The following is a 19,942-nucleotide window of genomic DNA, read 5'->3' as shown; positions in this document are numbered from 1 at the left end:
ACTATGCAGACCGAATTAATTATTGTCAGTGAATACTGTCACAAATGTCATATTGAACCTTCATTCATTGAGATGCTGGAAGAAGGTGGTTTGATAACTGTACGTACCGAAGCCGGCGAGCATTATCTGCTTGTCTCCGAACTTCCGAATGTGGAACGTTATAGCCGGATGTACTATGACTTATCCATTAATATGGAAGGCATCGACGCCATTCATCATATGCTGGAAAGGATGGAAGGGATGAGGCGTGAAATTGCTTCTCTCCGCAAACAACTCATGCTGTTTCGGGAAAAAGAAATAGAAGAAGCAGACTGGTAAAATGAAGCCTCTGTTTGGTGCAAACGGAGGCTCTATTTATAGTAAACAGAGGCTCTGATTCATATGAACGGAGCCTCTGTTTTATTAGGACGGTTACAGTACAAAGAAAGCTATCCGATGTACGTACAGATTTCTCTCAGATAGCGTGCATCCGTTTCATCAAAGCTATTCAGCGTATCGCTGTCGATGTCCAGCACTCCGATGACATTTCCCTCTTTTATAACAGGCACTACTATTTCCGACTTGGAGTTGGAACTGCAAGCTATATGGCCGGGAAACTGCTCTACATCAGGAACAATCAGCGTCTGCGCCTCCTTCCATGCCGTACCGCAAACTCCTCTGCCGAAACGAATGCGTGTGCAGGCGATAGGCCCTTGAAACGGTGCTAATACAAGTTCGTCGCCTTCCACCAGATAAAAGCCCACCCAGAAAAAGTGGAAAGTCTGCTTCAGTGCGGCAGCTATATTCGCCAAGTTAGCGATAAGATTCGTTTCTGAACTTACCAATGCTTGTAGCTGTGGAAGCAGCTCACGATATTTCTCTTCCTTGCTGCCTGTGTGGATCAGTAAATTTTCTGCCATTTCTTTTCTATTTGATTTGGTTTAAGATACCAGGGTCTTTTATCTTGTCATCTTCTGCGAAGAAAATGATTTTCGTCAGTATCTCCGCAGTTTTCGGGTCTTCATCTACAAAAGGCAGGAACAGTCGTCCGCGACTTTGCGAGTGTACCGGAAGAACGGCTATTTGTGCGCCGCCTTCTTTATGAATAACACCGCTGCCCAGATGAATGTTGTATTTGCCCAACTTGCCTTCGATGTATGCAAAGTTTCCTTTTACCTTCACGTTGTTGAAATGGAACAAAGGCAGCGTGAGTTCCACCAATGCACGGCGCATCTCAATTGTAGAATGACTGGTTTCCGGATCTACACTTCCGGCATGTGCCACACTGACAGCAAGATCCACGTCTCTCATCACTTCGGAGAAGATCACGGGCGGAATCTCCGAAATCTTCATCGGCTTATAATCCTGACGGTTGTGGAAGCAGACAAATTCCAGTGTGGGAGCTTCGATGTCGGCAGGAGAGAACCAGTCCGCCATCGCATAGATGGTGGCGATAATGTTCTCTTTATAATATATCTTCTGAAGCCCGTCCTCGTAGTCGGCTACCCAGCGGCGTCCTTTCAGTACGGCAACCGTTTTCTGCGGCTGAATCTGATTTCCGGCATACCGGCGGGATTGCGTAGCATCTTCCTCTTCCGGGGTGGGAAGATACAATTCGCGGAATACCTGCTTGAAAGGCTGGCGGATGGATTTGTCGAACAGGAATTTCTGATAGGCATGCCAGTTGCCGCTTGCATGCAAGTCTGTGGGGTGAGCAATGCGCAACTCATCTTTCGGAGTCAGCGGAAGACACATGTTGTCGGCTGTAATCAATAATCCGTCAGTATAGAAACCAGTCCTGCCATTGCTGGTGAAGACCAGATTTTTCAGTAACGGCCAGATCACCGGGTTCTTCATCAGTTTACGCAATTCGCTTTCTTCAAAACGGGTACAGTCTTCCATTGCCTGTTCGAGCATGATACGCGAACGGGCGTGCTGGTCTTTCAGTTTTTTGTGTACCGCTTTCAGTTCTTCCACGTATGGATGCTTTTTCAGTTTGGGAGGCAGGCTGTTCAGTTCTTTTCCGGCTCTTAGTTGTTTGATTTCCGGTTTGCCCTCATTGTTGACCTGCACGTATACTTCCACGCCCTCTATTTCTTTAGGGGTCAGGTAAGGGATGATTTCTTTGACCAGTTCCGTCTCCATGCTCCATGTCAGGCGGGTGACATCTCCGTAACCGGAGTTGCGTGCCAGGTTTTGCAGGGCGATAGCGACTGCTTTCTTTTCGCTTTCCTGCCTTTGTGCGCCGAATTCCTTGCTTTCTTTCAGGAACTTTTGCAGGAACTGATAACGTTCGAGCAATTCTTTATCCGCTTTCCGTCCCAACGGGATCAGCCCGTAGCTCATCAGCAGGTCTTTATTTCGCTTCGCTATGATTTCTTTTTTTGCATCTGCCGCTTTCGTCTTACCGTTGACGGCATCGGCAAATTTACGGGCACGGGTATGAGTATTGCTTAACGAAATATACTTGGCAGCATTGTATACTACCTCAAAACGTTCCTTGCCGATGGTCTTATAAGCCTCCTTGAACCAGCTGATGTCAAAAGCACCTTCCTGAAGGTCTTCTATATCAATCGGGGTGTAGCGGGCGATGATCGCTTTCTTCTTATCGTCGAAACACTCGCTGGTATGGGCATGGAAGTAGTAGGCGGCACTTTCCAGCCCTTTCCATCCGGTCGCTTTTTCGGTGAGTTCCAGCCATTGCGGGGCGAACATGGCAGCTTCCACCAGTCGTATATGGCTGATGTCGGCTTGGCGGGCCAGCTCCTTCAGTGTATCACTGTCATCGTCCGGAGATGGATAACAGGCATGGAGCAGACTGCTCAATACTCCCCGTTTGGTGTTGCGCCAGTTGTAACTGTCGCGGATGAAAGTGTCTTTGCCGAACGCTTGCAGGATGCGGATCAGTGTTTCCGCTCCGTAGACACGGTGCAGTTCTTCAGCCAGGCGGGTGACTTGGGTTTCGGAGTCTCCCCGTTGCAGCTCTATTTCCAGAATCCGGTTCACTACCTTCTGTGTCAGCGAATGGAAGAGAGGATGACAACGGTCGTCCAATGCCGTAGTCACATCTTTGATGCGTGTGGGGGAATTGATACGTCCCATCAGTTCCCTGTATATTTCTTCGGCAGGAATGAGCCCTAACATCCATGCGTGGGCAAAGTCCATACTTTGCAGGTAGACTTCGGTCTCTTCCAGTTCGGGAGTATGTTCCATGTAATTGGTGAGCTTGTAGAGCTGGTAGCGTACGGTGAAATAACGGGTGAAGAGCGCATCATTGATGGGATGCTGAGGCGCATCAAGCCAGAAGCGTACGAACTTGTTGTTATGTATCGGATAAACGATCTCCCTTGCTCCGTATTCTTGTTTGTCTCTGAGCCATGTATGCTTATTGGTGTATTGACGGAAGATATTCTTCGCATTGAGCAGGGGCAGCAACTGTAAAAGCATATTGACGGAGAACTGCTGATAGGTTGCTTCATTTCTGTACTCATGTGCCAGTCCGTCGATAATATCCTCTATCTGTGTGTAATAAGTCAGCTTGCGGAGTGACTTTTGTAACCCGCGGTAAGTGAAGCCTGCATACATCTTATTGATAAGCGGTTCGAACGTGTTGAGCGATTGGATAGCCGCTTCTTTGTCTTCCTGCTCTTCTTCGTCAAATTCATCGTCCTCGTCGTCTTCTATTTCATTAGGAGCGCCGGTAGATGCCAGCATGAATTTCATCATCAGCAACTTGTCGTAACTTCCGATTTCCTGTTGGTAGAAATCCTGCCAGAGCTCCGGGAGTCCGAGTTCGCTCAGTCCGTCGTAGTGCTTGTACCAGTTCAGTAACACACTGTTGCCCACCAGACGTACCTCGCCGTATTTATCAGTGAATTCGTCTTCTTTATGTTTTTCGATATATTTGTTCAGCTTGTCGAAGATTGCCTTGGCTTTTCCCAGACGGATAAACTCAAATGCTTTCTTAACGTTGAATCCGGCATCGGGAGTAATAGCGGGCAGGTTGACCTCAAACGCGGGATCGTATAACCCGAAGCCATTCTCTCGGGTATAGTTACTTGTCGTACTCTGTTCCGTGCCGTCTCCGATGAGCGATTCGATCAGAATCTTCTCCTTGGCATTCGGCTTCTGAATCTCTCTGACTGTGGACAGCAGTTCCCGATAACTCTCCTTTAGGAAATCTACGTTACGGATGGTCTTCATCATATCCAGTCCTGCCAGGCGACGTTCGGCATTCTTGTTGCTCAGCAATCGGCGGATACTGCCGGTCAGTTGTTCTTTCGGCTGTTTCATCAGCAGGTTGATGGCATTGATGCGCATCTCACTATATTTGAAACGGAGCAGTTCTTCTATACTCTGATATTGTTCGGGGGACAGGGACATTTCGGACAATACCTTGTATGCCTCGTCCCGTATGTCTGTCGAGCGGTCACCGAGCGATTGCAGCACATATTCCTGTTCCACTTTGCTTTCGGTATGGGCCATAACGATTCCGATATAGCTGGCACGGCTGTAAGACTCTAGTGCGGGAAGATACTCGCAAAGTTCCTCCCTCAGCCGGGCATCGTTGGTCATCCATGCGATGTACGCCATTTTGAGAACTACGTCCGAACGGGTAAGTATGATGCTGTCCCAGGGAAATACGTAGGGTGAATAAGTCTCCTTGGCAGAAATGGACTGATAGACTTGTTTCAGGTATTCGTATTGGCGGACAGCCTCTTCCGGTGTTTCAAAATAATCGCTGAGTGCGGGAGTCTCCTTATTATCGCTATACCGGCTCAGATAAAGACCGTCCATATAAAGAGGAAGGATGGCCGCCACGACTTTTGGGTCGTCGTGCCACACTTCGAATGCGTCTTTGCTGATCAGATGATTCATTTGAGATGATTGCGTACAGCGCAGGAAGTACAATAACGTCTGTATCTGATGCTTGGCACCTTTTCTGATGATATCCGGCACGATGACTCTTATCTCATCAGTATCATAGAATCCGATGCTCCACAAAGCCAGATAAAGTTCGACTGTATCTTTGCTTTGCAGGGTGTTGCGGGCAGCTTCGGGATGATTCAGGAAATTCCAGATCAGATCTACATACTTGTTGGTGATCCGTTCGCTGCTGTCCTGTTCACCGATTCCGGTGCATACGGCGATGCTTCGTTTGACGGAGGCAAAACGTTGCAGCCCATTGTGATAGATAATGGAGAACAGGTAGAGGTAACTTTCGGGGCATCCTTCGTCCATCGTTTCTACGATGGCTTGGCGCAGTCCTTCCTGTAGTTTGGCAGCCAGCAGCAGTTTGCCTTCCAATTCCAGCAACGGACGGTGTCCGCTGATGGCGATGGCGTGGAGATACCAGCGTTGCAGGCGGTTAGCGTTGTTTTCGCTGGTCAGTACTTGATGCAGGTATTCGATAACAGTTTCGTTACCTTGTGCTATTTGGGCAGCCAGCCAGTAGGAAGAGTTCATATAGCCACTGAATTCTTCTATATCTTCCGGTGTATTTCCTCCTTTTAAGATGGCCTCTACCGAGAATCCGGTGGCACGCAACTTCAGAAACTGGAGCCATGCGTCTCTGGCGTGGTCCAGATGGTTGGACGGATGAGTGGAGCGCTGGGCGCGGCGGTCGTATCCGATGGTATGCGGGCAGCGTGCTTCGAGTTGCAGATAAGTACGGAACAAAGTGGCAAATTCGTCGCCCAGCATATAGTGGAACAGTTTGTGCAGCTTGCCGTCCATCAGGTTGGCAATGCTTTCGATGTTTTCTTCCCGGATGATTTCTTCCAGACGGGGTTCCAGTATCTCACTGAATATACCATATCGGCCTCCCATATCCAAATCTTCCATGAACATGTCGAACAGGGTAAGCGTTTCCGGCTCCAGACTTGTTTTTTCCTTTAGTAAACTCTCCAAATAGGGGTTTAGCAGCTTGTTCAATTTGTCGTTGTAAGTAATTCTCATGACTTTAAGCTTTTAGAGTTTTTATTTCAGTTACCAAAGTCTTCCTGACAGCATTGCCAGCCGGATAAAGGTAAGTGTAGATTCTTCTTTCAGTTGGATGGGGGAGGATAACTCTCCGAGTTCCGCATCATTCAGAAAGATGCGGAAGATTCCGTCTTCATAAGATTGCAGAGCATTGATGATGGCTTCGGCTTCTGCAGCCGGCTTGCCGTTATAGTTGGCTCCAAAGTCTACTTTGCCGGCGGCGGCCTTGTCCTCCATCTCTTCGCGGGTGAGGTATTTCAGCATTTCACTTTGTAGCAGGCGTTCGTTGTATTCGCTTACTTGCCAGCTGACAACCGCTTCAATCAGCTCCTGTACACTGGCAGGAGCAACGGGGAAATCGACCGGCATCTTTTCGATGCTGCATTTCCTTTTTCCTAATTGTTTCACTTGTATATATGCTTTCATACTTATTCTTATTTATCAAGTTGAGTTCCCATCGGAGCATAAAAACGGACTTCACGAAGAGTGATCTCTTCGATATTCCATTTAATTTTCTGAGACGCTTCGAGTGCCAGTATCAGAATTTGTGTATTTGATAAATCTGCAAAATGTAGCTTATCCTCGTGTAAAGGTCTGAGTCTAAACGTCATATTTCCCTCTTTTAATAAGTTGTAGATTGCTATTACTCTCTTTTTGTACAAAAGTACTGAATAATAATGAAAAAGGAGTGAAATGGGAGGGGGATATTTTTGAGGACAATGAGAATACTAATGTTGTGAGATTTAGTAAGTTCCCTTTGGAAAGAAGAGGACAAAAAAAGCATCCGCTTCGTTAGAAGGGATGCTTTTATCGTGAATCACCCTTTCCGGGTTATTTTTTGTAGAAAGCCAAGTCTTCTTTATCCATATTCTTGATAAAGTTAGTATGCTTCGTTACTTCCGCTTCTGCGAAGTTCAGATATACATGTGCAGACTTGGAGAACAGGTCGGCAGCTTTGCTTGCATCCTGAATCAGCAGGTGGCACATGATGATATCAGCAGCCATTTCCATCAGTCTGCGGGCTGTGAAGTCGAGCAGTTCCTGATCCTGAGCCTCTTTAACGGCATTGGTGCTGGCTTCGAACTGGTCAGCCATCTTTTTCAGGCGAGACATCAGCGGTTCCATTTCCGGTGAGCAGGGAACGGTTTCGAATTCGCGGATGGTAGCAAGGTAAGAACCGTTGGTTACGTAGCGGATAGCAGCTACAGTCTGCAACTGAGTCGTACCTTCGTAGATGCTGGTGATACGTGCGTCGCGGTAGATGCGCTGGCAGGCATATTCCATCATGAAGCCCGAACCTCCGTGAATCTGGATACAGTCGTAAGCATTCTGATTAGCGTATTCAGAGTTCATACCTTTGGCAAGCGGAGTGAAGCTGTCTGCCAGTTTGGCGTATTTCTTCTGTTCCAGACGTTCTTCCGGAGTCAGTTTGCGTTCGCGGGAGATGTCATCCAGTGCTTTGTAGATGTCTACGTAGCGGGCTGTCTGATAAAGCAGTGCACGTCCGGCATCCAGTTTTCCTTTCATAATGGCCAGCATGTCGTATACGGCAGGGAACTCGATAATTGCTTTTCCGAACTGCTTGCGGTCTTTGGCATACGCCAGTCCTTCGTTGTAAGCAGCCTGGCTCAATCCTACCGATTGTGCGGCGATACCCAGACGGGCACCGTTCATCAAGGCCATTACGTATTTGATCAGACCGAGTTTGCGGTCACCGCAAAGTTCGGCTTTTGCATTCTTATAAACCAGTTCGCAGGTAGGAGAACCGTGAATACCTAACTTATGTTCGATACGGCGTACATCAACACCGCCCTGACGTTTGTCATAGATGAACATAGACAGACCACGACCATCTCTGGTTCCTTCTTCCGAACGGGCAAGTACCAGATGGATATCTGCGTCGCCGTTGGTGATGAAACGTTTCACACCGTTCAGCAGCCAGCATCCGTCTTTTTCGCTGTAAGTTGCTTTCAGCATCACTGCCTGAAGGTCGGAACCGGCATCCGGTTCGGTGAGGTCCATAGACATCGTTTCGCCCTGGCATACGCGAGGGATGAAACGGCTGTGCTGGTCGGCATTACCGAATTCATACAGTGTTTCGATACAGTCCTGCAGAGACCAGATGTTTCCGAAACCTGCATCGGCAGCGGCAACGATTTCAGCACACATGGTGTACGGAGTGATCGGGAAGTTCAGACCACCGAAACGGCGGGGCATTGTCATTCCGTTCAGTCCGGCTTTCACCATCGCGTCCAGATTTTCTTTCGTACCGGAAGCGTATTCCACCCGTCCGTTGGCACAGTGAGGACCTTCTTCGTCAACGCCTTCAGCGTTTGCATTGATAATTTCGCCTGTTATTTCTCCGGTGATCTCCAATACTTTATCGTAAGAGTCGAGTGCATCCTCAAAATCCAGAGGAGCGTAGTCGAATTCATCTTTATCTCTGTAGTTGCGTTCTTTGAGTTCGCAAATACGTTTCATCATCGGATTGTTCAAGTGATACTTGAGTTCCGGTATTTCTGTGTAAAAATTTGCCATCTTTCTTTACTTGCTATTCTGTTTATAATACTTAATCATCTTCGGCACAACTTCTTCGATGGTTCCGTTGATTACGTAGTCGGCAATCGTATTGATCGGAGCATCCGGATCGTTGTTGATAGAGATGATGATACCACTTTCCTGCATACCGGCGATATGCTGGATTTGTCCTGAGATACCACAAGCAATGTAGAGTTTCGGACGAACCGTTACACCTGTCTGACCAATCTGACGGTCATGTTCTGCAAAACCTGCGTCGACAGCGGCGCGGCTTGCACCTACTTCTGCGTGAAGTTCTTTGGCCAGGCTGAACAGCAAGTCGAAGTTTTCTTTGGAACCTACTCCGTAACCACCGGCGATGATGATCGGAGAGCCTTTCAGGTTGTTCTTCGCTTTTTCTACGTGGCGTTCGATTACTTTGACCACATAGTCTGTGTCGGCTACGTACTTCTTCACATCGTGGCGGATCACTTCTCCCTGATAAGCCGGAGAAACGATTTCCTTCTTCATCACACCTTCGCGAACGGTTGCCATCTGTGGGCGGTGTTCGGGGTTCACGATCGTTGCAACGATGTTACCGCCGAATGCCGGACGGATCTGGTACAACAGGTTTTTATAAACTATTCCTGCTTTCTTGTCTTCGTGGTCGCCGATTTCCAGTGAGGTACAGTCGGCAGTCAAACCGCTGGTCAAAGCAGAGGAAACACGCGGACCGAGGTCACGACCGATAACGGTTGCACCCATCAGGCAGATTTGCGGTTTTTCTTCTTTGAAGAGATTGACCAGAATAGAAGTGTGGGGAAGTGAAGTATAGGGATAAAGTCCTTTGCCGTCGAAAACGTGGAGTTTGTCTACTCCGTAAGGAAGGATTTGCTTTTCAATTTCTTTGAGGCCGGTGCCGGCAACTACTGCTTCGAGTTGGCAGTTGAGTTCGTTAGCCAACGAACGACCTTTTGTCAGAAGCTCCAGGCTGACGTCTGCGACGATGCCTTCTTCTATTTCGCAATATACAAATAAGTTATTCATGATTATCCGATGGTATGGTTAGCTAACAGTTCAACAATCAGTTCTTCCACATCACGGTCGCTGCCGCTGATGGTTTTGCTCTCTTTAGCCTGGAACACGATGTTCTGAATGGCTTTTACTTTCGTAGGCGAACCGGAAAGACCACACTGGGCGAGGTCACCGTTTACATCCGCTACGCTCCATTCTGTCAGATTCAGATAGTCGCGCTTGTCATACAAGTCGGTATAGTCGAGGTTACCTTGTTGTTTTTCCGTCACGGTTTTAGCATGTTTGTACTTCTGCACCAGCTTCGCGTTGCGCGGGCGGCAGGGAGCAGCCGAGCCGTTGACTGTGATAACGATAGGCAGCGGACCTTCCACTGTTTCAACACCACCGTCGATGTGGCGTTTCACTTTGATTTTGCCGTCACCTACTTCGAGAATCTCTTCAGCGTATGTGATTTGCGTCAGTCCAAGTTTTTCTGCCACCTGCGGACCTACCTGTGCCGTATCACCGTCGATAGCCTGACGACCGCCGATAATAATGTCGCACTCACCGATTTTGCGGATAGCAGTTGCCAGAGCGTAGCTTGTAGCCAGCGTATCTGCACCGGCAAAAGCACGGTCAGTCAGCAAATAACCATTATCGGCACCACGGAAAAGTCCTTCACGAATAATATCAGCAGCGCGTCCCGGTCCCATTGTCAGAATGGTTACGGTAGAGCCTGGGTGAGCATCTTTCAGGCGAAGAGCTTGCTCAAGGGCATTCAGGTCTTCGGGGTTGAAGATGGCAGGGAGTGCCGCACGGTTAATAGTGCCGTCGGCTTTCATGGCATCTTTCCCAACGTTACGTGTGTCGGGAACTTGTTTTGCCAATACAACAATTTTCAAACTCATGCTATTAATTTTAGTATTAGTATTTCTACAAGTTAGCAGCCAGTAGTCAAGTAGTAAGTATCTTGCTATTCAAACTATCCGGTTAACTATCAGCGTGCAAAATTACTCAAACACTTGGTTCTGACAAGAAATACGAGTAAAAAATGCACAGTATTAAGTTTTTTGAGCAAATGAGGAGGAAAATAAACTTATATTTCAATCATAAACTGAAGCCGACTACAAAGTAGAGTTGCTCTTCGTAGGGGTTGGCTATCAGCTTTCCGAATACGGGCAGTGAGAATGTGGAGGTAATCTTCAATTCTTTGCTGGCGGAAAGCCCTGCGTTGACAACATTGAACTTGTCTGAATACATGCCTTCCCACGGAGTGAAGCCTGCTTCGAGGGCAAAATCCACTCCTTTTATGTGAAACGGATAGCTGAGTTCGCAGTAGCTGGACCAGGCGCGTTTTCCGTTTTCGCGATAGTCATTGCCGGCAAATGTGGTGTACCAACTCACCGAAAGCGGGAATTTCTCGCAAAGCATGTATCCGGCACCGGCTTCGAAAGTATGTCCGGTGGAGTGTGCTTTATAATTGAAATATTTGAAAGGTTCGTCTTCCGTTTGAGTAAAATAGTTGTTGGCATATAAGGTAAGGTTCTTATATTCGTACTCCAGTGAGAGGTCAATCTCGTTGTTCTTATGACGGAATTCTGTCGACCCCCAGGCGTAGACGGTCAGCCCTTTCCAGTTGAAGCCAAGTGAAGGCTGAACGCTGGCATTGCCGCTGTCCATACCTCTCCAGATATAGCTGCTGACAAAATCTGCATTAACAAAGACTTCCTGCGCCTGTGTATAAACGGCGCAAAATAAGATTGCAATAAGTAGGAGTTGTTTTTTCATTTTATGGTCTTGTTGCTTACGAGTTAGCGTCTTGTTGTTTACGGGCGGCAAAGATACGGCATTTTTTCTTTTCTTAAAAGATGCCTTCCTATTTTGTACAGTCTGCCGGAGTTAATGGTCAATGGTCTGTTTATTAGTATCTTTCCTACGTTAGATTAACATCTTCGGGTAGTAACAAGGCTTCGTTTCATGTACGTGATTCTGTCGGTTCACGTACATGAACCAACGGGATCACGTATGTAGACCGGTGGGATCACATACGTGAAGCGAAGGCAGATGACGCTCGGAAGTGCTTGGGGAAGCCTTGTTCTCCTATTGGAGCTACGGAGTTTTACTCTAATATGTGGCATGTGGGGAACGGAAAAAGGTGATAATAGAAAATGTCTCCATGTCTATTATCACCTTATTATCACCGCGTATTGTCACTTTTACTTTTCTGGTTGATAGGGTATTAACTGCGAAAAGTGACAAGTGACAATAGAAATTGCAATTTTAACTCCTTAGTAGTTCTAGAATGTGACGTCCATTTTCAGTACGAAAGTGCGGGGAGCAGCTACAGCCATCGGACGGTAGCTATATTCCTTATTCAGCAAATTGTTGACCATAAACTGGAAGGCGACTTCTTTCGTAGCTTTTACTCCGAAGCGTAAATCAACGGTTGCATAGTCCGTATTATGTTTTTTCCAATAGCTCGCCAGCGTTTCTCCTCTTGACTGCCCGAAGAGAATGGTACGTACATAATCCATCAGATCTTTCTGTTGTTTTTCTCGTTCATCCAGCATCAGATAATCCACAGCAAGAATTTTACTCTTCCAGGCCACATTTGCGCCGAGGTTGATACGCTTCCACTGGAAGTCTACCGTAGCTTTGAAAGTATGTTTCGGACGATATTTCAGATACTTGCCCGTATTCGATTTTTCTTTCATCTGGAGGGCATCGGAGTAGGTATCTTCCAACTCGTTGCGCTCTTTGTAGTCGGCATCACGGGGTTCGGTATATACATATCCTAAGTTGTAGAACAATTTTGTATTCTTATTGAAGTTATAAACTCCGTTTGTTGATATTTCCATTCCATAGATTTGCGCTTTCGATACGTTGTGGAACTGTGCCCCGATGCCGAATCCCTTGCCGTCCATCAGCATCCGGATGGCATCACTGATACTGTTGATCATGCTATAATCCGCATTGTTGAACAGACCGAACTGGAATTCGACCATGTCTTTATATTCGGTATAGAATCCGGCTACATCGACAAATCCCTGGAAATTGCCGATTTTGTATCCTTGTTTGAATCCTAGTTCCGCATTGTATCCTTTCTCCGGTTTGATATCGAGGTTCGGATAAATGCCTACTCCTCCGATATCTTTGCGGAGATACTTCTCGTTGATGGACGGATTGCGGTAACCCTGACCTATACTGGCACGGATAAAGCTATAGTCGGCTAACTGGTAATTCAGTCCGGCACGGAATACGGGACGGAACGGAACTTTGGTTCCGAGTATCTTTGTTTCCGCTTCGCGGTAATGGTTGTCCACGCGATAATATTCGGCACGTACTCCTGCCGATACGCTCAGACGGTCCCAGAAACGCTGGTCGTACTGGAAGAAGGCAGCCACGTTATCACTTTTGTATACCTCGTCCATAATGGAGGAATCATAACGGACGTGCTCGTAAGTCATTCCGGTAGTGATCTGTGCACCGCCGTCCCATTTCTTGTTGAACTGGTAGTCGAGATAATAATTGTAGCTTTTGTCCGTTTTAGTCTTTGAATCATTTCTGGACGGATTCATTACGTTTGATAGCCACGGGATAAGGTCGCTGGGCAGTTGTCCGTTCTGTATGCTGCCCAGATCGCCGGGGAGCCCGTTGTCCATGACCCAGGAGATAAGGTCGCAGTAGTCTGCCGTTGTCGCGTTCGGGAAGATGTTGCCCAGTGAAGTGAATACTCCGTTCATGGCATCTTCCAGATTTCCGTTGATGAGGCCCGACCCGATACCTACCAGTGCCGGGTAGAGGGAGCTGTAGTCGCCTCCTGCAATGTTCTGGATGGTCTGTGCATTGGTGCCCATATTTCCCAGGATATCGGTGATCGATGCACCCGAACTCGGACGTACAATATTGTCGGCACTATGGTAGAAGCGGCCTTTGATCTTGTGGGAAGTTCCGTTCTCCGGATTCACGTAGTTGATGAACGGGTCGATGTGGAAGTTGTTTTCTTCCCGTCCCATATTGGTGAAAGGAGAGGGCTTATAAACTTCGGTCGGTGATCTCCAGATAAAGAAGTCTCCGTACTGGTTGGTCAGGAAGTCCACATTCAGCCCGTAGTTGAGTATCTTCATTCCCATGTCCGGCTGGTGGTAAGTCAGGTTGCCGCCCATACGGAACCGTTTGTTGTATCCCTGCTGGCGGTATCCTTCGTCAGTGAACAGATTGATGCTTCCGCTGACATCGAAATGACCGATACGACGGGAATGGGAAAGGTCGAAGCCTTCATAAATCGGATTTCTTATTCCGCTCAGCAGGCTGCCGCGCAGGATAGGTTTCACCGAATATTTTCCGTCTTTCCAGAAGCTTTTGTCACTCCATTGGTATTCGTCGTTCTCCGCATCGCCATATACACCGACGTATGCGCTGAAGCGGGTTTTCGGTGTCAGTCCCGGACGGGCGGTACGTATATTGATGATACCGTTCAAGGCTGACGAACCGTATAATACGGAAGAGGCGCCCTTGATCACTTCTACCTGCTCGATGTTTTCGAGGGGTACGGTATTCCAGTTGATTTCTCCCGTTTTAGGATTCAGCGTACTCATTCCGTCTACCAGAATTTGGCTGCGGGCACCTACACCGTAGGTCCATCCGCTGCCTCCACGCATGGAAGGCTGTTTGTCTACGATGTCCACACCGGGCAGTGTGCGGAGCGTGGAAGTAATGTCCGTTGGTGCCTGGCGGGCGATATCGCTTGCCTTTACCAAATCCATCGATACGGTGACGTTGCTCAGCTTCTGTTCGAAGCGTCCGGCACTGACTACTACTTCTTCCAGCAGCTTGGTGCTTTCTTTCATATAAACATCTTTGGTGATTACGTCCCGTCTGCCGATCACTATGGGCATGAGAACATCTTCATATCCCACATAGCTGAATACCAGGTCGACTCCTCCTTCGGGCAACTTGATTTCGTATGCTCCGTTGATGTCGGATACTACCCCTTGATTACCGTGTAGCTTGTATGTCACAGCTGCACCGACCAAAGGTTCGTTCGTGTTGGCATCATATATATGTCCTTTCAGTGTCTGGGCAAAAGCAGTTCCGAATCCGGTCAGGAGAATCAGTACTGTCAGTATATATAGTTTCTTCATTGTTTCTATAATTTATGTTTTTTCTTAGGATGGAAAAACGGATGATTAATTGTCAACCAAGTCAAGTCCCAAGTCCAGCTTGGTAATGATAGACCAGTTATCGTACAACGGACCAAGATAAGAGTCGTACAACATCGGGCCGAAGTTAGGAATGCCTTCCATGACAGGCTGAAGATTCGGAATGAAAGCGATGATAGGGCTCAATGCTGCCCTGTCCAGATATATATGAGTATGCCCGTTCACCTTTTCTATATGCATGGGAATACCTTTTTTTATCCACGAAAAGAACATCTGGAAACTTTGGTAGTCCATATTGGCAATCATGGACAACAAAGAATTATCCAACGATTCGTTTACTGCTCCGAGCAGTGTTTTCAGTAAGAAGGGGTTGGCTTTCAAGATGGCATCTGCGATGCCTGCAATCAGATTGCCGTCGACCGTCTTTCCCTGTCCTTGTATAGCTTGGCTGATGATGGCGGGGAGGTTCAGTTTGACATAAAGCAGGTCATTCTTTACATACCAGTGAGCCAGTCCACGGGGAGAGGGAGCATAAGCGCGTCCCTGAGTTGCGGCAGCGATGTCTTCGGCAGATAAAGTATTGAACATGAGTTTCATCATGATGAACATGCTGACTTGCTGCATCGATTCAGGGTCGTCCATATTGATTTCACTGAACTTCTGTTCTCCCAGTTGCATTTCGTCAGTCGTATATTCGGCAGTGATGTTTCCGTCGGATTCCAGATTGATATTCCGGAGCAATTGTGGCAGGAGATATCCTCCCATACCTTTTATTAAAGTAGAGACGGTGGCATATAAACTTCCGGCATCTTTGACCATTTCCAGATCCATGTCGGTATATAAGGCTGCTGTCAATAGCTGGTTGTCCGCTTCGCCCCATTCGTATTGTCCGGTCTCCTGATTACGTACGACGTCTTTTCCTCTGCCGCGTGTCAGTTCGCTGAGCAGATAACTGTTCATCCATTGGCTTTGCGGCATGGTTACGTTCAGATCCAGTTTCATCGTTTTCGGAGTGATGGCACCGGTGTATGTAACGGTTGCTCCTGCTGCCGAAACGGTCTCTCCGCTGAAGGTGTAGTTATCTTCCTTTTCTAATAATTCCACCCGGAAAGATGTCTCTTTTTCTCCCGGAATGACATCATTCAAAGTCAATGTTCCCTTTTTGCTGTCTTCTGTGATGAAGCTGACAGATTTTCCGATTAGTTTTTCTCCGCTGTAGGTCAGGTCCAGAGTCGATGGTTTGATATACGAGCCATATTCCTGGCTGAGTTCGCCCGGCCAGAACAGCTTGTTGTTATAGGTTTCTTCACAAGATGTAAAGAAGAATGCCGCACAAGCTACCAATAATAGTTTTCGTAATGTTTTCATTCTCTTTTTAGTTTTTATATCTAAGTATTTATTAAAACATTGCAAATGTCGTCTATTCTTGTTTCTACGTCAAGCTCCATTTTTCGTATTCGATGTTCTATTCTAATTATTTTGTATATATGTGTCTTGGAATGAATATTCGTAATGTCCCTTCCTTTTGAATAAATGTTCTGTTTTTCATATTTTAATAAAAAGCTTGACTGGATATCAAAAGGAAAAAGATATCTTTGTGGAACTAAATTTCTTAATTATGATTATAGATGATGCGCTTCCCAAATTTGATCTTCCGGTTGATTTTGTTACGGATGACAGTATAACTGGTGACATCCTGAATCAGTACGGTCGTTTTCCCTGCCATATAAAGGCGGGAGTTTTTGTGCTTTGTACGCGGGGAACCGTACGCGCTACTATCAATCTGTCCGAGTATACAATCAGCCGGAATGATTTTGTGACTGTGCTTCCCGGATCATTTATCCAGATTCACGAAGTATCTTCGGATACCCGTGTCTGTTTTGCCGGTTTTTCTTCGGAGTTTATAGCGCGGGTAAGTTATGTGGAGACGTTTCTGGATTTTCTTCCTATGATTCTGAATAATCCCATTATGCCGCTGACGGAAGAAATAGCTCAATTGTACCGGAATGCTTTTAGCTTGCTTATTCGTGCCTATGCCTTGCCGAACACGCTGGACAATAAGGAGATACTGAAATCTATATTTACCATATTCTTTCAGGGAGTGGGCGAGCTGTATAAACGTTGCAAACCGACGACCAACGAGCCGATAAAGCGGGAGCATGAACTCTATCGTCAGTTTATCCAGTTGTTGATGGCAAACTATACGCAGGAGCATGAAGTCTCCTTTTATGCGAAAAAGTGCGGAGTGACTCCGGCGCATTTTTCCGGTGCTATCCGAAAAGCCAGCGGTCACAGTCCTTTGGCCATCATCACGGGAATTATTGTCATGAATGCGAAGGCGCAATTAAAATCTACCCGGTTGCCTGTGAAGGAAATAGCTTTTTCGTTGGGATTCAATAACCTTTCCTTTTTCAATAAATATTTTCGTAAGCATGTGCAGATGACGCCTCAGGAGTATAGGGAATGCTGAAGGTGAACGGTGCACAGGCTGCTACATTAACAACGGGCTCGATGGTGACGCAAGTGGGAAATACGAGGGGTGGCGGAGGATGCCCCGGGGGATGGTAAACAGCAGTTTACCGTTGAAAAGAGTACTTTGGTCGATTCTTTTTGTGGAGTAGAAGTAACGGTTCTATCTTTGTATCAGTCATTTGGAACAATGAAGCATGAAAAGACTGCGTAAACAACAATTGCTGGAACAGAGCATTTATGGGGCTATCTGGACTGTTATTTTTCTTCTCCCATTGATCGGCGGATACTTTGCCGTTAATGGTGGGCTCGAAAGAGAGGAAAGTCGTGCGGTGATCCATGACTCCTGGTTGACTATCCTCCCTTTTTTCGTGCTGTTTCTGTTGAACAATTACGTATTGGTTCCGTATTTTCTTTTCAGAAAAAGATATTGGCCCTATATTATTTCTGTGGTTTTTCTGATTGCTATTTCGTGCCTGATCGCTCCTGCTCCTTCTATGGAACGGTTTCCGGGGAAGTTCAGGCATGAGAAGATTCATGATAAGAATGGCGATAGTAAAGAGAACCGGAGAAATCAACTTATAGAAATGAGAGAGAGAGCTCGTAAAGAAGAGTCTATCCATTGGGATGAGCTTCGACTGATGGAGCCTGATGTGGAAAAGCCCCAACGACCAGGTGGCTTTCCTAAGCCGGCTCCTTATCCTTTTCCTCCTTTCACTATCCGCTATCTTATTCATTTTGTGGTAGCTTTTCTGATGGTCGGATTTAATATTGCAGTCAAGTTGTTTTTCAAGTCCTTCCGGGACGAAGAGATGCTGAAAGAACTGGAACACCAACATCTGCAGTCCGAACTGCAATACCTGAAATATCAGATAAACCCGCATTTCTTCATGAATACGCTTAATAATATTCATGCACTGGTGGATATCGATACGGGAAAAGCGAAAAGTACGATTGTGGAACTTTCCAAGTTAATGCGTTACGTGCTTTACGAAGCCAGCAACAAAACCATTCTGCTGTCGCGTGAAATCCAGTTTCTGGAGAATTATGTCACGTTAATGAGTTTGCGTTACCCTGACAGAGTATCCATTGAAAAGAATTTTCCTCTTGAAGTACCCGAGGTACAGATACCGCCTTTGCTCTTTGTCTCTTTTGTGGAAAACGCTTTCAAGCATGGAATCAGCTACCGGAAAGAATCGTTCGTTCATGTAGTGATGCAACTGGAAGACGGAAACAGGCTCTCTTTCAGATGTACCAACAGTACAGGCGGTTCGTCTGATGAGCAGCATCATGGTATCGGTTTGGAGAACGTTCGTAAACGCTTAAGGCTGTTGTTTGGTAATGATTATACCCTTTCCATTACGGAGGAAGATAATAAATTTGATGTTTTACTTATTGTACCTTTATTATAATGAAATGTATAGCGATTGATGATGAACCTTTGGCATTGAAGCAACTGACGGATTATATATCCCGTGTTCCTTTTCTGTCTTTAGTCAAGCCTTGCCAGGATGCTTTTGAGGCGATGAAGGTACTGGCTGATGAGGATATAGACCTGATCCTTGTGGATATCAATATGCCCGATTTGAACGGACTGGATTTTATCCGTTCGCTTATCAGCCATCCGTTGGTTATCTTCACGACTGCTTATTCTGAATATGCGGTTGACGGTTTCAAACTGGATGCTGTCGATTACCTCTTGAAACCGTTTGAGTTCCAGGATTTACTGAAAGCGGCGGATAAGGCACGGAAACAATTTGAATACCGGTTGCTGGAGCAGCAGGGAGAACTGGGGAACAGTTCGCAGATAAAAGGAGATTCTCTGTTTGTAAAGAGTGATTATAGGGTGGTACGTATCGATGTGAAAAATATACGGTACATTGAGAGTATGAGTGAATATGTACGTATTTTCATAGAAGGTGAGGATAAACCGGTCATTACTCTTGCCAGCCTTCAGAAGATGGAGGAGCGGCTTCCCGCGTATTTCATGCGGGTACACCGTTCTTATATTGTCAATCTTCGCAAGATTACAGAAGTTTCCCGTCTCCGCATTATCTTTGATAAGACGACGTATATTCCTGTCGGGGATAATTATAAGGAGAAGTTTACGGAATATATCGGTAAGTTGAGTCTCTTTTAAAGCGCTGCTGTCTTTGATAAATCGTTGCAGGCGGAAGATGATGATAAGACAAAAGCCCCGGGAGCAGAAATCGCTTCCGGGGCTTTTGTTCTTATATAAGAGTCATCTCTTTATTTGATACCCAGTTTCTTTGCTATTTCTTTGGGAAGTGCATCCTTGTGTACCAGGATATTCATAGTCTTGTAAGCGACGAATGCTTTGGAAGCATACCAGATTCCGTCATATTTACCTGATTTGCCCCAGGAGTTCTTTACCATGAAGTATTCTTTACCATTCTGGTCTTTAGCGATACCGTAGATAACCATTCCGTGGTCGTCTGTAGTTTCCCAGTTGTCGAAAGCTGTCTGGCGCATTTCCTGAGTGATTTCCATTTCCGGAAGTGGTCTGGAAGTCAGTTCTTTGCGTTTGTCGGCAGCTGTCATACCTGTCCAGCGGGCCATATCCGAACCTGTCAGTTCTGCACCTTTGGCAGCGTCCGGCATTACAGCGATACCGTCACGGGTGAAACCTTGCTCGCTGACGTCACTGCCCCATGCGAATGTATATCCTTTTTTAACGGCATTGTCCATTACAGCCATGAACTCATCGATCGGAAGGTTGTATGACAGACCGTTACGCCAGTTATCCTGAATTTCGATGGCGAATTGAGAATAGAAAGGATGATGTGTGTAAGAAGTCA

15 protein-coding genes are annotated in these 19,942 nt (G+C 46.5%); 4 read left to right on the top strand and 11 right to left on the bottom strand.

Going from position 1 to position 19,942, the window contains the following annotated elements:
- The first annotated feature begins 3 nt into the window (after window positions 1–3).
- A complete protein-coding gene (locus HMPREF2794_RS14790; RefSeq protein WP_010539025.1) occupies window positions 4–318 on the top strand; it encodes a chaperone modulator CbpM in 315 nt (104 codons plus the stop codon).
- Window positions 319–428: 110 nt separating this feature from the next.
- On the opposite strand, the gene HMPREF2794_RS14785 is transcribed toward HMPREF2794_RS14790, so the two are convergent.
- The 10 genes from HMPREF2794_RS14785 to HMPREF2794_RS14745 all read right to left on the bottom strand — a co-directional run bounded on the left by HMPREF2794_RS14785 (window position 429) and on the right by HMPREF2794_RS14745 (window position 16,022).
- Window positions 429–899: a GAF domain-containing protein gene (locus tag HMPREF2794_RS14785; RefSeq protein WP_010539024.1), complete on the bottom strand. Its 471-nt coding sequence runs from the start codon at window positions 897–899 to the stop codon at window positions 429–431.
- A gap of 7 nt (window positions 900–906) precedes the next feature.
- The gene (locus HMPREF2794_RS14780; protein WP_010539023.1) at window positions 907–5,937 is read right to left on the bottom strand and encodes a DUF4132 domain-containing protein; all 5,031 of its coding nucleotides are present in this window, start codon (window positions 5,935–5,937) and stop codon (window positions 907–909) included.
- Between the two features lie 30 nt (window positions 5,938–5,967).
- Window positions 5,968–6,387 carry a hypothetical protein gene (locus tag HMPREF2794_RS14775; RefSeq protein WP_010539022.1) on the bottom strand — a complete coding sequence of 140 codons (420 nt, stop codon included), beginning with the start codon at window positions 6,385–6,387 and terminating at the stop codon, window positions 5,968–5,970.
- Between the two features lie 8 nt (window positions 6,388–6,395).
- Entirely contained in the window at window positions 6,396–6,572 is a 177-nt protein-coding gene (locus HMPREF2794_RS28990; protein WP_010539021.1) for a hypothetical protein, read from the bottom strand.
- A gap of 220 nt (window positions 6,573–6,792) precedes the next feature.
- The gene (locus HMPREF2794_RS14770) at window positions 6,793–8,499 is read right to left on the bottom strand and encodes an acyl-CoA dehydrogenase family protein (RefSeq protein WP_010539020.1); all 1,707 of its coding nucleotides are present in this window, start codon (window positions 8,497–8,499) and stop codon (window positions 6,793–6,795) included.
- A 6-nt stretch (window positions 8,500–8,505) separates the two neighbouring features.
- On the bottom strand, window positions 8,506–9,525 hold the full coding sequence (locus HMPREF2794_RS14765) for an electron transfer flavoprotein subunit alpha/FixB family protein (protein WP_010539019.1): 1,020 nt from the start codon (window positions 9,523–9,525) through the stop codon (window positions 8,506–8,508).
- Between the two features lie 2 nt (window positions 9,526–9,527).
- Window positions 9,528–10,400, bottom strand: coding sequence for an electron transfer flavoprotein subunit beta/FixA family protein (locus HMPREF2794_RS14760; RefSeq protein ID WP_010539018.1), 873 nt, complete (start codon window positions 10,398–10,400; stop codon window positions 9,528–9,530).
- A gap of 199 nt (window positions 10,401–10,599) precedes the next feature.
- Complete coding sequence (locus tag HMPREF2794_RS14755; protein ID WP_029425662.1) at window positions 10,600–11,280, bottom strand: hypothetical protein; 681 nt, start codon at window positions 11,278–11,280, stop codon at window positions 10,600–10,602.
- Between the two features lie 509 nt (window positions 11,281–11,789).
- Window positions 11,790–14,636 carry a TonB-dependent receptor gene (locus HMPREF2794_RS14750; RefSeq protein WP_010539016.1) on the bottom strand — a complete coding sequence of 949 codons (2,847 nt, stop codon included), beginning with the start codon at window positions 14,634–14,636 and terminating at the stop codon, window positions 11,790–11,792.
- Window positions 14,637–14,681: 45 nt separating this feature from the next.
- The gene (locus tag HMPREF2794_RS14745; protein WP_022302510.1) at window positions 14,682–16,022 is read right to left on the bottom strand and encodes a DUF4925 domain-containing protein; all 1,341 of its coding nucleotides are present in this window, start codon (window positions 16,020–16,022) and stop codon (window positions 14,682–14,684) included.
- A 250-nt stretch (window positions 16,023–16,272) separates the two neighbouring features.
- Here HMPREF2794_RS14745 and HMPREF2794_RS14740 point away from each other — a divergent pair, with 250 nt between their 5' ends.
- From HMPREF2794_RS14740 to HMPREF2794_RS14730, 3 genes are all read left to right on the top strand, one after another.
- Complete coding sequence (locus HMPREF2794_RS14740) at window positions 16,273–17,124, top strand: helix-turn-helix domain-containing protein (protein WP_022302511.1); 852 nt, start codon at window positions 16,273–16,275, stop codon at window positions 17,122–17,124.
- A gap of 196 nt (window positions 17,125–17,320) precedes the next feature.
- On the top strand, window positions 17,321–18,535 hold the full coding sequence (locus HMPREF2794_RS14735; protein WP_010539013.1) for a sensor histidine kinase: 1,215 nt from the start codon (window positions 17,321–17,323) through the stop codon (window positions 18,533–18,535).
- Window positions 18,535–19,263, top strand: a complete 729-nt coding sequence (locus HMPREF2794_RS14730) for a LytR/AlgR family response regulator transcription factor (RefSeq protein WP_010539012.1) — start codon at window positions 18,535–18,537, stop codon at window positions 19,261–19,263. Before HMPREF2794_RS14735 ends, HMPREF2794_RS14730 begins: the two co-directional genes overlap by 1 nt.
- A gap of 110 nt (window positions 19,264–19,373) precedes the next feature.
- Here HMPREF2794_RS14730 and HMPREF2794_RS14725 read toward each other — a convergent pair.
- On the bottom strand, window positions 19,374–19,942 hold a 569-nt coding region (locus tag HMPREF2794_RS14725; RefSeq protein WP_246839610.1), incomplete at its 5' end, for a C1 family peptidase.

Source organism: Bacteroides sp. HMSC067B03, assembly GCF_001811315.1.
In the GTDB taxonomy this organism is placed as follows: Bacteria; Bacteroidota; Bacteroidia; order Bacteroidales; family Bacteroidaceae; genus Bacteroides; species Bacteroides faecis.
The sequence above is the reverse complement of the archived record's forward strand: the minus strand, read 5'-3'. Positions and strand labels throughout refer to the sequence as shown.

What these genes read in the sequence shown, in the direction of transcription:
- HMPREF2794_RS14790 (WP_010539025.1), top strand. Translation starts at nt 4, where the DNA reads ATGCAGACCGAATTAATTATTGTCAGTGAATACTGTCACAAATGTCAT.
- HMPREF2794_RS14785 (WP_010539024.1), bottom strand. Translation starts at nt 899, where the DNA reads ATGGCAGAAAATTTACTGATCCACACAGGCAGCAAGGAAGAGAAATAT.
- HMPREF2794_RS14780 (WP_010539023.1), bottom strand. Translation starts at nt 5,937, where the DNA reads ATGAGAATTACTTACAACGACAAATTGAACAAGCTGCTAAACCCCTAT.
- HMPREF2794_RS14775 (WP_010539022.1), bottom strand. Translation starts at nt 6,387, where the DNA reads ATGAAAGCATATATACAAGTGAAACAATTAGGAAAAAGGAAATGCAGC.
- HMPREF2794_RS28990 (WP_010539021.1), bottom strand. Translation starts at nt 6,572, where the DNA reads ATGACGTTTAGACTCAGACCTTTACACGAGGATAAGCTACATTTTGCA.
- HMPREF2794_RS14770 (WP_010539020.1), bottom strand. Translation starts at nt 8,499, where the DNA reads ATGGCAAATTTTTACACAGAAATACCGGAACTCAAGTATCACTTGAAC.
- HMPREF2794_RS14765 (WP_010539019.1), bottom strand. Translation starts at nt 9,525, where the DNA reads ATGAATAACTTATTTGTATATTGCGAAATAGAAGAAGGCATCGTCGCA.
- HMPREF2794_RS14760 (WP_010539018.1), bottom strand. Translation starts at nt 10,400, where the DNA reads ATGAGTTTGAAAATTGTTGTATTGGCAAAACAAGTTCCCGACACACGT.
- HMPREF2794_RS14755 (WP_029425662.1), bottom strand. Translation starts at nt 11,280, where the DNA reads ATGAAAAAACAACTCCTACTTATTGCAATCTTATTTTGCGCCGTTTAT.
- HMPREF2794_RS14750 (WP_010539016.1), bottom strand. Translation starts at nt 14,636, where the DNA reads ATGAAGAAACTATATATACTGACAGTACTGATTCTCCTGACCGGATTC.
- HMPREF2794_RS14745 (WP_022302510.1), bottom strand. Translation starts at nt 16,022, where the DNA reads ATGAAAACATTACGAAAACTATTATTGGTAGCTTGTGCGGCATTCTTC.
- HMPREF2794_RS14740 (WP_022302511.1), top strand. Translation starts at nt 16,273, where the DNA reads ATGATTATAGATGATGCGCTTCCCAAATTTGATCTTCCGGTTGATTTT.
- HMPREF2794_RS14735 (WP_010539013.1), top strand. Translation starts at nt 17,321, where the DNA reads ATGAAAAGACTGCGTAAACAACAATTGCTGGAACAGAGCATTTATGGG.
- HMPREF2794_RS14730 (WP_010539012.1), top strand. Translation starts at nt 18,535, where the DNA reads ATGAAATGTATAGCGATTGATGATGAACCTTTGGCATTGAAGCAACTG.